Origin of the sequence: Enterobacter cloacae complex sp. GF14B, assembly GCF_004136805.1 — a bacterium.
Classification (GTDB): domain Bacteria; phylum Pseudomonadota; class Gammaproteobacteria; order Enterobacterales; family Enterobacteriaceae; genus Enterobacter; species Enterobacter hormaechei_C.
This window is the reverse complement of sequence record NZ_QFRV01000101.1, coordinates 1-12,587: the sequence shown is the minus strand read 5'-3', so window position 1 is coordinate 12,587 and position 12,587 is coordinate 1. Positions and strand designations below refer to the sequence as shown.

16 protein-coding genes are annotated in these 12,587 nt (G+C 59.1%); 4 read left to right on the top strand and 12 right to left on the bottom strand.

Annotated elements, in window-relative coordinates:
• From DD606_RS21970 to DD606_RS21920, 11 genes are all read right to left on the bottom strand, one after another.
• Positions 1-1,542: glycosyltransferase (locus tag DD606_RS21970; protein ID WP_139158333.1), on the bottom strand; the 1,542-nt coding region annotated here is incomplete at its 3' end.
• Entirely contained in the window at positions 1,533-1,883 is a 351-nt protein-coding gene (locus DD606_RS21965; RefSeq protein ID WP_003861256.1) for a hydroxymyristoyl-ACP dehydratase, read from the bottom strand. The genes DD606_RS21970 and DD606_RS21965, both read right to left, overlap by 10 nt.
• Positions 1,870-3,216 (bottom strand): AMP-binding protein, encoded by a 1,347-nt coding sequence (locus DD606_RS21960; RefSeq protein WP_129259136.1) that lies wholly within the window; start codon positions 3,214-3,216, stop codon positions 1,870-1,872. The genes DD606_RS21965 and DD606_RS21960 overlap by 14 nt, the downstream gene beginning before the upstream one ends.
• Entirely contained in the window at positions 3,209-3,808 is a 600-nt protein-coding gene (locus tag DD606_RS21955) for a hypothetical protein (protein WP_129259134.1), read from the bottom strand. The genes DD606_RS21960 and DD606_RS21955 overlap by 8 nt, the downstream gene beginning before the upstream one ends.
• Positions 3,780-4,031 (bottom strand): acyl carrier protein, encoded by a 252-nt coding sequence (locus DD606_RS21950; protein ID WP_003861262.1) that lies wholly within the window; start codon positions 4,029-4,031, stop codon positions 3,780-3,782. Before DD606_RS21950 ends, DD606_RS21955 begins: the two co-directional genes overlap by 29 nt.
• A gap of 11 nt (positions 4,032-4,042) precedes the next feature.
• A complete protein-coding gene (locus tag DD606_RS21945) occupies positions 4,043-4,300 on the bottom strand; it encodes a phosphopantetheine-binding protein (protein WP_003861263.1) in 258 nt (85 codons plus the stop codon).
• A complete protein-coding gene (locus tag DD606_RS21940; protein WP_100397731.1) occupies positions 4,281-5,096 on the bottom strand; it encodes a 1-acyl-sn-glycerol-3-phosphate acyltransferase in 816 nt (271 codons plus the stop codon). Before DD606_RS21940 ends, DD606_RS21945 begins: the two co-directional genes overlap by 20 nt.
• Positions 5,093-5,815 carry a beta-ketoacyl synthase chain length factor gene (locus DD606_RS21935; protein WP_017384119.1) on the bottom strand — a complete coding sequence of 241 codons (723 nt, stop codon included), beginning with the start codon at positions 5,813-5,815 and terminating at the stop codon, positions 5,093-5,095. Before DD606_RS21935 ends, DD606_RS21940 begins: the two co-directional genes overlap by 4 nt.
• 125 nt (positions 5,816-5,940) lie before the next feature.
• A complete protein-coding gene (locus DD606_RS21930) occupies positions 5,941-6,990 on the bottom strand; it encodes an AI-2E family transporter (RefSeq protein ID WP_003861270.1) in 1,050 nt (349 codons plus the stop codon).
• 135 nt (positions 6,991-7,125) lie between these two features.
• The gene (locus DD606_RS21925; RefSeq protein ID WP_003861272.1) at positions 7,126-7,683 is read right to left on the bottom strand and encodes a DcrB family lipoprotein; all 558 of its coding nucleotides are present in this window, start codon (positions 7,681-7,683) and stop codon (positions 7,126-7,128) included.
• Positions 7,684-7,755: 72 nt separating this feature from the next.
• The gene (locus DD606_RS21920) at positions 7,756-8,421 is read right to left on the bottom strand and encodes a 7-cyano-7-deazaguanine/7-aminomethyl-7-deazaguanine transporter (RefSeq protein ID WP_003861274.1); all 666 of its coding nucleotides are present in this window, start codon (positions 8,419-8,421) and stop codon (positions 7,756-7,758) included.
• Between the two features lie 169 nt (positions 8,422-8,590).
• Between DD606_RS21920 and tusA the strand changes: the two genes are divergently transcribed.
• From tusA to DD606_RS21900, 4 genes are all read left to right on the top strand, one after another.
• Entirely contained in the window at positions 8,591-8,833 is a 243-nt protein-coding gene (gene tusA / locus DD606_RS21915; protein ID WP_000130627.1) for a sulfurtransferase TusA, read from the top strand.
• 234 nt (positions 8,834-9,067) lie between these two features.
• Entirely contained in the window at positions 9,068-10,039 is a 972-nt protein-coding gene (locus DD606_RS21910) for a TRAP transporter substrate-binding protein (RefSeq protein ID WP_129259133.1), read from the top strand.
• Positions 10,040-10,051: 12 nt separating this feature from the next.
• On the top strand, positions 10,052-10,561 hold the full coding sequence (locus DD606_RS21905; RefSeq protein ID WP_129259131.1) for a TRAP transporter small permease: 510 nt from the start codon (positions 10,052-10,054) through the stop codon (positions 10,559-10,561).
• 10 nt (positions 10,562-10,571) lie between these two features.
• Positions 10,572-11,858 (top strand): TRAP transporter large permease, encoded by a 1,287-nt coding sequence (locus DD606_RS21900; RefSeq protein WP_003861280.1) that lies wholly within the window; start codon positions 10,572-10,574, stop codon positions 11,856-11,858.
• Positions 11,859-11,947: 89 nt separating this feature from the next.
• Here the strand turns inward: DD606_RS21900 and DD606_RS21895 are convergent.
• Positions 11,948-12,587: HAD-IC family P-type ATPase (locus DD606_RS21895; protein WP_129259129.1), on the bottom strand; the 640-nt coding region annotated here is incomplete at its 5' end.

Genomic DNA, 12,587 nt, shown 5'->3' with positions numbered 1-12,587 from the left:
CAGCGGGTCGGCAAACGGCTCGCAGTGCAGGGTCAGCTTTCCCTGCTGACAGAGGGCAAAAATCAGCACCACCGGGCAGCGCAAAATGGACGCCAGGATAAACGGCCCCTGCGGGAACGGCGCGGGCTGGCCCATAAATTCGCTCCATATCACCCGCCAGCTACCGCCGCGCTGCGGGGTGACGGCAATGCGATCGCCCACGATCGCCACCCATTCGCCGCGATCCAGCTTCTCTTTAATGAGGATCGCAGTCTCTGGGCCAATGTCGGTGACCGGCATCAGGTGAATGCCCGCCTGCGGCGCCATCTCCTCCATCACCTGCTTAAAACGTCTGGCGTTGTCGCTAAAGACCAGCGCGTTGATGGTTTTCGCCCCTTCGCGCTGGGCCAGCGCCCGGCAGGCTTCCACATCGCCAAGATGCGACGCGAGCAGCAGTTTGCCCTGAGGATCGTCGAGCCCCAGCGCCTCCTGCGCGCCTGGCGCAAAGACCAGATCGCGATGGAGTTTCATTTCGCCGCGCCAGCTGGCCACTTTGTTCAGCATGGCATGACCGAAGCGCAGGAAGTGGGAAAAACTGTTAAGCCGTGCGGGTTGCGGCATTTGCCGCTGTGCCATCACCGTTTTAACCCGCGCCAGCCACTGCTGCGACGCCTGACGCGCAGCGCGGGCGGTTAGCCAGTAGACGGCCGTAACCGGCCACAGCAGGGCGGTAAACGCCTTACGCCCCAGCAGCTGCCAGACGCGCAGCATCAGGCGCATGCCCCATAATCCTTTCACCTCCTGCTGCTGCGCCCAGTGCTGCGAGCGGCGACGCATCAGCAGGGAAGGAATGCGCGGCAGCATGCCGAGAAACAGACGGGTATGCATCAACGAGATGCGCACGTTGTCTTTCAGGGCATCGAAATGGGATACCCCGTCCGGCGGATAGGTCACGCGGGTGGGCAGAAAATAGCTGTTGTTGCCCTGCCAGTAGAGGCGCACCATCACTTCGGTATCAAAATCCATTCGCCTGCCGAGCGGCGTGGTTGCTGCAAGGCGCAAAACCGGGGCTATAGGGTAAACGCGAAACCCGCACATGCTGTCTTTCAGTTGCAGGGAGAGGGTTTCAATCCAGACCCAGACGTGCGTTATCCAGCGGCCGTACAGGCGCGAACGGGGGATCGAGTCATCGTAAACGGGCTGCCCGGAAATGAGCGCATCGGGATGGCGTTCGGCCAGCGCCAGCAGTTTGGGGATGTCTTCGATAGCGTGCTGGCCGTCAGCGTCCACCTGAACGGCGTGGGTGAAGCCGCGATCGGCGCAGTCTTTCAGCCCCTGCATCACCGCCGCGCCTTTGCCGCTGTTTTCGGCCAGCCGCAGTAGCGTGACCTGCGGACGATCCGCCGCCAGCGCTTCAAGCGTGCGGCGCGTGGTTTCATCGCTGCCGTCGTCCACCACCAGACAGGGCAGAGCGAAAGGCGCCAGGCGCGCCAGCACCGAAGCCATCATCGCCCCGTGGTTATAGCACGGGATCAGCACGCAGGGACGGAAGGTTACTGACATAAGCGAATCTTCCCGCTGCTGGCGGTGTGGCGCTCGTTACCCGCATGGCGCTGGTAGCTAAAGGTCAGCATCTCGCGTTCGGGCTGCCAGGCAAGGAGCAGCGTGACCGTATTCTCCGGTAACAGCGGGGCGGCGAACTTCACGTTCTGAATACTGTGAAAACGGTAGCCCGGCGCCAGCGCGGCAGCGTAATGCATTACCCAGTCGAGCTGGGCCACGCCCGGCAGCAGCGGCTGTACGGCGAAATGTCCCTTAAACCAGAGCAGGTCAGGATCAAGATAAAAGGTTATCTCCAGATGCTGTGGATCGGGCTGGAGGCGCCCGATTTCAGGGATCTTCATGAAACAACTCCTGTAGCTGCGCAGTCACGCGCTTGTTCATGCTGTTGACCGGGATTTCATCAACGATCCGCCAGTAGCGCGGCACGGCAACCGGTTCAAGCCAGGGGCGAAGGGCGCGTCGCCAGGCGAGCTCCTGCGCTTTTTTGCCCTGTTCGTGTTGCTGACGCACCGCTTCATTCAGCACCAGCAATACGCCAATGCCCTGACGCCCGCCGCGCGTCACCGTCAGCGCGGCGGCCTCGTAGATGCCGTCCAGCGCCAGCAGGCGGCGCTCAATGTCATCGAGTGAAATGCGTTTATCTTCAATTTTGACCACCCGACCGCGGCGCCCGACGAGGCTGAACTGCCCGTCAGCCGTGAAGTGCAGGATATCATCCAGCACGACCCCCTCCACCTCGGGGATCAGCGGCGACATCACGCGATCGCCGTGAAACGTCACGCCGGGGAAAGGCTGCCAGCGGGTGCTTTCCTCCTGACGATAGCGCCAGGCCATTACGCCTGTTTCCGTGCTGCCGTATATTTCATCCGGCCAGACGTTGAGCCAGGCCTGAACCGCGGCGACCTCCTGCCAGGGCAGCGCGCCGCCAGCGGAGAAGAGCAGGTTGACGGGGGGCGGCGTCAGTGACGCGTCCAGCCGCTTGAGAAACGCCGGACTGCTGATGAAAAGATAGCGTTTATCGTCGGGAAGGGCAGAGAGCTGCTCGGCATAGTTGAGCAGGCTGGCGTGCAGCGGCAGGCCGAGCGCCATGGGTAAGACGACACGAAACGTCAGGCCATACAGGTGGTACAGCACCACGGAAGCCACGACGTGACAGCCCGCCAGACGCTCGCCAAAATGCGCCGCCAGAAGACGAGCCTCACGGTCCAGGCTGACCACCGGCTTACTCACCCGCTGCGGCGTGCCGGTCGAGCCGGAGGTGTAAAGCTCGATCGTGCGCATCTCACCGATGGCAGGCAGCGGTGAAAAGGGATGGCCTGCCCGCTGAGCGGAAGCCACCCGCAGCTGTTGCCCCTGAAAATCGAGCGTGGTGTCGCTCAGGACGCCGCTGAACAGCGCCCGCTGTTCGTTAAGCTGCGCCGCCCGGCTGTGCCCGGGGAGGACCGGCGTTTTACCCGCATGCAGCGTCGCCAGCAGCGCGACAATAAACAGATAGCCGTTTTCGATGCACAGCGCCCAGCGCTCGCCCTCTTCATGTCGCAGCGTGTCGACCAGCCGAGTGACATCGTGGCGCAGATCGCCAAGCGTCCAGAGATGGTCGTCCTGCCAGGCGACAGGGGTGTCGTCAGGGCGGGGCGCACTGAGCCACTGGCTAAGCGGAAGAGGGTTAAGCATCGTTTTTCATCACCCGTTGTCGCACCAGCCACTCGCCAGCCATCAGCGTGCCCATCAGGAGATAGGCAATCATCCCGTTCCACAGCGTCCACAGACGGATATCGGCGTGTAATACGCTAAACAGCGCGATCGCCCCGTTGATAATAAAAAAGCCGCACCAGACCTGGGTAACCCGGCGCGTGTAACGTACCCCGACGGGGGAGAGGTCCGGTTCACGCAGGCGCGCCAGCCGTTCGACGACGGGCATTGCCGTCCACAGCGAACCGCCAAACACCACCAGCATCACCAGATTCACCACCACCGGATATAACAGCACCCACTGGTGCGCGTGCAGGACGTAGCTCGCCGCGCAAAGCGCTATGCCGGCCAGCGCCACGCTTACGAACAGATAACGCAGGGGGCCGCCCTGCCGACGGGCCAGGCAGACGCGCATCAGCAGCACCAGCGCCATCACGGGCAGTATCCCGTGCAGGCTATTATTCGCCAGCCCGAAGCCGATCAAAAACGGCCATGCCAGCAGCATCAGCCCCGTCAGGGCGGGAAGAACTGGAATCGAACGCACGTTACGCGTCGCGCTGAAGCTGTTCCACAACGTCCACGACGTCCTGCACCGTGCGCACCGCTTTGAAGGTTTCAGGCTTGATTTTATGGCCCGTTTTCTTTTGCAGGTGCACCACCATATCGACGGCATCAATGCTGTCGAGATCCAGATCCTCGTAAAGACGTGCCTCAGGGGTAATATCCTCCGGGGCGATTTCAAACAGCGTAATAAGAAGCGCAGAGACTTCCTGATAAATCGTTTGTTGTTCTGTCATAGCGGTCATTCTCAGGCGCGTTGTTGATGGATAAAAGCCGCGAGCGTGGCAACGGAATAGAAGTGCTGACGCATCTCGTCACTTTCGGCAGAAAGCACTACGCCGTACTGATTTTTTACCGCCAGCCCCAGCTCAAGGGCGTCGATTGAGTCCAGACCGAGGCCGTCGCCAAAGAGCGCGGCGTCTGTATCAATATCCTCTGGGGTAAGTTCTTCCAGATTCAGCGTAGAGATAATGAGATTCTTAATTTCAAGATAGAGCGCTTGCATCTTTCGTTCCTGACAAAGATTGAAGACCGGTTGTTAACTGATGCTGCATATGCCGGTTTAACTGCCTTGCTGCCAGCGCGGGTTCGTGCTGACTCGCATCATAAAAATCATGAATGTTGATGCGTTCGCGAACATCCACGGTGAAAACAGGTTTGTTGGGGGGCACGTTATACCAGCTGCTCTGTTTATCCAGCATCCGTTCGCTACAGTGGATCACCACCACGCGCACGGCGCTGTTGCAGCGAACGGCGATATTCGCCGCCCCACGTTGCAGGGTCATGGCTTCCCCCACCCGGGTGCGGGTGCCTTCAGGGAAGATAAGCAGGGTATCGCCCTGGGCCAGACGCTGCTGGCTTGCGGCAAGCAGCGTGTCGGCTTCGCTGTTAATCAGATAGTCAGCCGCGCGGATCACGCCGCTGACGAACGGGTTACGCAGCAACGCGCTTTTCACCAGACAGTCGGTTTCGTTCATCACCGACGCCAGCAGAACGTAGTCCAGCAGCGAGGGATGATTCGCAATCACCAGACAGCCCCGCTCGGCGCGCAGAACGTCCAGGTTGTTGAAACGGTAATCCAGTACCCCTGCACCGCGTACCACCGCGAGGAACAGGCGAAAACTGGCAGAAATAGTGCGGCGTGCCAGGCGGCGACGTTGGGTGCGGTCGCGCTGGAAAATCAGCAGCAGGTTAAACCATACCAGCGACAGCGTCAGTCCGCCGAGGCCGAACAGGGCGAAGCACAATCCGGTCATCAGCATCCGCCATAACCGATCGAGGCGGGAACGTAACCCTCTCATTGGCGCGTCCATTGCCACAGCAGGCGCTCGCCCGGCAGGGTGAACTGGCGCTCGTCCCGCAGGTAATGGCGCAGGAACTGGAGGCTTTGCGGCAGCGCGGGCTCTTCAGGCGTGCGGTTGACGTGCGTTTCACAGCTGAGCGTATTTCCGGCTTCAATCACCAGCGCCAGCGCGTAGGGCCAGACGGGCATCTGCGGTGGCAACCCGGCGTGATAAAAATCAGGCAGCAGACCGTCGAAATCCACCAGCAATACGCGGGAGTAGCCCGCATGCAGCAGGCTCAGCACGTCGCACAAGCTCTGCTGGAAGGTATCCATACCGGCGGAAACCGACGAAGAGACAACAGGCTGACGCGCGGCGATAGTGAGATTGCCGACCGCCGAGTTGTGTACCGACATGGCAAAATCGGTGGGGGAAACGGGCTGTTCTGCCGCCAGGGCCTGGAGAATACGGAAATTGCGCTCCAGCTCCCCATGACGGCTGCTGTAGACGACGGCATCGATGCGGTGTTTGCGCAGCATCATCAGGCCAAGATCGACGGCCAGCCTGCTGCCTGAATTCAGGCGGCGGGCGGTCATCATCGGCAGATCGGTCAGTTTCGCCAGCGGTGCAGCGGGATCGATGGCGTCAGACCGGCGTGACCATGCCTGCCATTCGTCGGCATCGCTGAGTCCTGGCGCTCTTGCCTGCCAGTCGATAAGGGTAAGTGTAAATTTCATCTACGCGCGTCCGCGATAAACCTGTTTCTGTGACTTTTTCTTCGCCAGCGCGATTTACTGCGCACATCGTACAATGTTGTCGTCGCGCTGGCGAATAAACGTCACTTTTGACCCTTTCCACCCGGTTATCCCGGCAAACGGCTTTTTGGCCGACCCGGACCCAGAAGAATGGCGAGTTTACTGCCTCCTTTCGTGGTTTCCATCCAGATTTTACAGACGCTGGTGAGCGGCACGGAGAGCAGCATGCCCACCGGACCCAGCAGCCATCCCCAGATCAGTAACGATAAAAACACCACCATCGTCGACATGCCCAGACGGTGGCCCATCATGCGCGGCTCAAGAATGTTACCCAGCACCATATGCACGACGAGGAACAGCGCCCCTACCAGCATGCACTCATAAAAACCGTTAAACAGGAACGCCTGGATCATCGGCGGAACGGCGGAAAGCACCGCGCCGATATTGGGTACGTAGTTCAGTAAAAACGCCAGCACGCCCCACATCAGCGCGAACTGCACGTCCAGCAGTACCAGCCCCAGCCAGACAATCACGCCGGTCCACAGGCTTAACAATGTTTTCAGCGCCAGATACTTGGATACGCCTTTCAGCGCGCGGTGCAAGCCGGCAATGTGGATCTGCGGATTGTTCAGGGCAAAACGCAGCTTATACGGCACGTGGCGCACTTCGAACAGCATAAACACCACCGTCATCACCAGCAGCAGAATGCTGGCCATTGCCCCTGAAAGCCCGGTCATCAACGTGGTGGCGTAGGTCATCACCTTCTCGGAATCCATCCGGCGCAGCATCCGTTCCGGTGAGATATGCAGATTCACGAACGGCAACATGCGCTGAAGATCGACCAGCTTGCGCGTCAGCTCTTTATTGTACTGCGGCAGCATGGTGGAAAATTCGCTCAGCGAGGCGGCGAGCACGCCGAACAGCGCCGTCAGGACAACCAGCATCACCATCACCACAATGGTAATCGCGACCGGGCGGCTGATGCCCCGGCGTAAAAACCATGTCACCAGTGGGTTGAGCACAATGGCGAAAAACAGCGCCAGCAGAAGCTGAACAATGATATCCGCCGCCGCGTGGATACCCGCAAGGATAACCACCAGGCAGGCAAGTTTTAATAAAATATGAAGTCCGGCTTTGTCGGGCGGGCTGGCAGTCATAAGAATTCCTTTTTCCGGGGGGCGTGTTAATTGTAGTGCGCCGGATGGGCTTCGTCTGGAGCGTTAGTCTGAAAGTCGTGGCAAAAAAATGGCCCCCGGCGCAAGCGACGGAGGCCACGGCATCCCGGTGAACGATTACTGGATCACGAGGGTGTTAATGATGTTTTCAGCGGCGGTCTGCGCTTTCTGCTGATTGTCTGCCGGCAGGGTGATCTGCATGGTCAGCAGTTTATTGTCCACCTTGCCGAGCACCACGGAGGAGTACGCGGTCTGGCCTTTGGCAGAGATGATGCTGTCCAGCTGTTGCAGCGTGTGGCCTTTCAGTTCAACAGACTTGTTGGTGACCACCTGAAGCTGCGGGTCGCGGCTGCGCTGCTGATCTTCCAGGCGTTTGGCCAGCACGCCCAGATCTTCGCTGGTATCGTCACCGACGATCACAATCACCGCTTTTTGGCCGGTGGCATCGGAATAGACGTGCATATTGTTCGCCTGGGTACCCAGCTTACCGCTCTGGTCGGTCATGTCCGCGGGCAGAGAGAAACTGAGTTTGCCATCCATCAGGCTCACCGGCTGACCGGTGGCGTTGCTTTCTGCTGACGCGCCCTGAGCAGGCGTTTTGGTGTCGCTGTTATCACAGGCTGCAAGGCCAACAACCAGCAGGCCAATCCCGACATATTTAACCAGATTGCGCATTGACTTCTTCCTTTCGATAAACGGCCATAACGGCTCATTCGTTCATCTTATCACAACTGATAAAGCGAACCCTTAACCTGCCTGCAATGCGGAGATTTCAGATTTATCTGCCAGCCTTTTCAGCAGCATATTCAACAGTACGCCGTACATCGGCAGGAAGAAGACCAGGCTAATAAGCACCTTAAAGGCGTAGTCCACCAGAGCGATTTCCATCCAGTGTTCTGCCATGAAGGCGTCCGGGCTGCGCCAGAAGGCGATGAAGAAGAAGGCCAGCGTATCGCTCACGTTACCGAACAGCGTGGAGGCCGTTGGTGCCATCCACCAGCGATGGTTCTGACGCAGGCGGTTAAACACGTGGACATCGAGGATCTGCCCCAGGGCATAAGCCATAAAGCTGGCGGTGGCAATACGCGCGACGAAGAGGTTGAAGTGCGTCAGCGCTTCGAAGCCCTGCCAGCTTCCCATGTAAAACAGCGAGGAGATGGCGTAGGAGACAAACAGTGCCGGGATCATCACCGCAAAAATAATCCGCCGCGCCAGCGGTGCGCCAAAAATACGCACGGTTAAATCCGTCGCAAGGAAAATAAACGGGAAACTGAACGCGCCCCAGGTGGTATGGAAACCAAAAATGGAGATGGGGAGCTGTACCAGATAGTTACTGGAGATGATCACCAGCAGATGAAATAGCGAAAGCCAGAACAACGCCTTGACGCGCTGCGATTGTGTAAAGGAGTTCATATTGTACCTTTTTGATTAATATTTGGGGTGAGGGAACCCAATAAAGCCGCCGCATGATACTGCTTTGACGACACTTTGCAATGGCTAATTTTCACGCAATCGTTAACCTGGTTTGCATTGGCGATAGCGGGGCGTAAACTACAGCCGTTTTTACCTGAACGAGAAGAAAATGACCGACCTGTTTTCCAGCCCAGACCACACGCTTGATGCTCAGGGCCTCCGTTGCCCGGAGCCGGTAATGATGGTGCGTAAAACCGTCCGTAACATGCAGAGTGGCGAAACGCTGCTGATCGTCGCCGATGACCCGGCTACCACCCGTGATATCCCCGGCTTTTGTACCTTTATGGAACATGAACTGGTGGCGCAGCAAACCGAGACCTTGCCGTACCGGTATTTGATTCGTAAGGGGTAAGTGCGGCCTGACGCCCGGCGGCGCTTCGCTTGCACGGGCCTACGGGTGTAGTAGGTCGGGTAAGGCGCAGTCGCCACCCGACAAGTACTCATCACAATTTCGAACCATCGTTTCAAAATTTCGCGCTTTTTGTGAGGCGCTTCACCCTCCCTTTTCCAGCCGTAGTCTAATTTTTAAGCGTCAAAAATTAAAACATCGTTTTAACGCTTATCTCACTACCCTGGAGTTGACTTAATGAAAACGACCCTCAAGCCGTTACTGGCCGCGCTGTGTCTGACTGCTTTCGCCTGCACCGTTTCTGCCCAGACCATTAAAGCCGCCGATGTGCATCCCGAAGGCTACCCGAACGTGGTGGCGGTCCAGCACATGGGTGAAAAACTCAAACAACAAACCGATGGCAAGCTGGAGATTAAGGTCTTCCCCGGCGGCGTGCTGGGGGATGAAAAGCAGATGATTGAGCAGGCGCAGATGGGGGCGATCGACATGATCCGCGTCTCCATGGCACCGGTGGCTGCCATCCTGCCGGATATCGAAGTGTTTACCCTGCCCTACGTATTCCGCGATGAAGGCCACATGCACAAGGTGATCGACGGGGATATCGGCAAGCAGATCGGCGACAAACTCACCGCCAACCCGAAATCGCGTCTGGTCTTCCTTGGCTGGATGGATTCCGGCACCCGCAACCTGATCACCAAAGAGCCGATCGTCAAACCGGACGATCTGAAAGGGAAGAAAATCCGCGTGCAGGGCAGCCCGGTGGCGCTGGCCACGCTGAAAGCGATGGGGGCGAACTCGGTGGCGATGGGCGTCAGCGAGGTTTACAGCGGCATGCAGACCGGGGTGATCGACGGCGCGGAGAACAACCCGCCAACCTTTATCGCCCACAACTATATGCCGGTCGCCAAAAACTACACGCTGAGCGGCCACTTTATCACCCCGGAAATGCTGCTCTATTCCAAAGTGAAATGGGACAAGCTCAGCGCTGACGAACAGCAAAAGATCCTGACGCTGGCCCGCGAAGCGCAGTTCGAGCAGCGCAAGCTGTGGAATGCGTATAACGACCAGGCGCTGGCGAAAATGAAGGCCGGCGGCGTGCAGTTCCACGACATCGATAAAACGGTGTTTATCAAGGCGACAGAGCCGGTGCGCGCGCAGTATGGCGATAAGCATCAGGATCTGATGAAAGCCATCGCTGACGTTCAGTAAGCCGGAGTACGTATGTCCGAACTCTACCTGAAGTGGATGGACCGTCTGTACCTGCTCGCCATGGTGGTGGCGGGTCTCTCGCTACTGGTGATGACGATTGTGATCCCCATTGGCATCTTCTCTCGCTATGTGCTCAATCGCGGCGAATCCTGGCCGGAGCCGATCGCCATTATCTGCATGGTGACGTTTACCTTTATCGGCGCGGCGGTGAGCTATCGCGCCGGGTCGCATATCGCGGTCAACATGCTCACCGACCGCCTGCCCGCGTCGCTGCAAAGAGTGTGCGCGCGAGTGGTAGATCTGCTGATGCTGCTCATCTCCGGCCTGATGTGCTGGTACAGCTACTGGCTGTGCGTCGAGCTGTGGGAGCAGCCGGTGGCGGAGTTTCCGCTCCTGACCTCCGGCGAAAGCTATCTGCCGCTGCCTGTCGGGTCGGCCATTTTGATCCTGTTTGTGTTTGAACGCCTGCTGTTTGGCTCGCAGGAAAACCGTCCCGTCGTGCTGATCGGCAATCACAGTTAAGGGGTGAACAATGGATGCGTTTGTTTTGTTATTCACCCTCGCCATTTTGCTGGCGCTGGGGATGCCGGTAGCCTTCGCCGTCGGCTTAAGCGCCGTGGCGGGCGCGCTGTGGATTGACCTGCCGCTGGAGGCGCTGATGATCCAGATCACCAGTGGAGTGAATAAATTTACCCTGCTGGCGATCCCGTTCTTCATTCTTGCCGGGGCGATCATGGCGGAAGGGGGTATTGCCCGACGGCTGGTTAACTTCGCGTACGTTTTTGTCGGCTTTATTCGCGGCGGGCTGTCGCTGGTGAACATCGTGGCATCAACGTTCTTCGGCGCGATTTCCGGCTCGTCGGTGGCGGATACGGCGTCTATCGGCAGCGTGATGATCCCGGAGATGGAGAAGAAGGGCTATCCGCGCGAATACGCGGCGGCGGTGACGGCCAGCGGGTCGGTGCAGGCGATCCTGATCCCGCCCAGCCACAACTCGGTGATTTACTCCCTGGCGGCAGGGGGAACGGTCTCCATCGCCACGCTGTTTATCGCGGGCGTGCTGCCGGGCTTGCTGCTGGGCGTGAGCCTGATGGTGCTCTGCCTGTGCTTCGCCCGCAAGCGCGGCTATCCGAAGGGGGACAAAATCCCGTTCAGGCAGGCGCTGAAAATCATGCTCGATGCCCTGTGGGGGCTGATGACGGTGGTGATTATCCTCGGCGGGATCTTGTCCGGGATATTCACGGCGACCGAATCTGCCGCCGTGGCCTGCCTGTGGGCGTTTTTCGTCACCATGTTTATCTACCGCGACTATAAATGGAGCGAACTGCCGAAGCTGATGTGCCGCACGGTGAAAACCGTCACCATTGTGATGATTTTGATTGGCTTTGCCGCGGCGTTTGGCGCGGTAATGACCTACATGCAGCTGCCGATGCGCATCACCGAATTCTTCACGTCGCTCTCCGATAACAAATACGTGATCCTGATGTACCTCAATATCATGCTGCTGCTGATTGGCACGCTGATGGACATGGCGCCGATCATCCTGATCCTGACCCCGGTGCTGCTGCCGGTGACCAATTCGCTGGGGATCGACCCGGTGCATTTCGGGATGATCATGATGGTAAACCTGGGGATTGGGCTGATCACGCCGCCGGTCGGATCGGTGCTGTTCGTGGCGAGCGCGGTGAGTAAGCAGAAGATCGAGCACGTGGTGCGGGCGATGCTGCCGTTTTACGGTATGTTGCTGGTGGTGCTGGGGATGGTGACGTACATCCCGGCGATTTCATTGTGGTTGCCGGGGCTGCTAGGGATGCAGTGATGCGTGCGGCCTGATGCCCTCACCCCGGCCCTCTCCCGCGGGGAGAGGGGGCAAACACGAGAAACGGCAACCCGGTTGCCGTTTCACTTTTACCTTTGGCGCAACAGCCGCAACGCGTTCGCCGTAACCAGCACCGTCGCCCCCGTATCCGCCAGTACCGCCAGCCACAGTCCGGTCATGCCGAGCAGCGTGGTGACCAGGAAAATCCCCTTCAGACCCAGCGCAATGCCGATGTTCTGCCGAATATTGGCGCGCGTCGCCCGCGCAAGATCTATCATCTGCGCCAGCCCGGTCAGGCGGTTGTGCGTCAGCGCCGCGTCGGCGGTCTCCAGCGCCACGTCGGTGCCGCTGCCCATCGCAATGCCGATGGTGGAAGCTTTCATTGCCGGGGCATCGTTTATCCCGTCCCCGACCATCGCCAGCGGGGCGTTGCTGTTCAGCTCGGTTACCGCGCTGACTTTATCCGCAGGCAGCAATCCGGCCTTAAACGCCAGCCCCAGCTCACCGGCAATCGCCGCCGCCGCGCGCGGATTATCGCCGGTCAGGATCACGCCCTGTACTCCCAGCCTGTGCAGCGCGTCGACGGCGTCTTTCGCATCGTCGCGCAGGGTGTCGCGCAGCGCCAGCATGCCCATCAGTACACCGTCCTGCATCACGGCAACGACCGTCTGCTCGGCCTGCTCTAATGCCTCAACCTGTGGATTCGGGAACGCGCCTGCCGAGGCGATC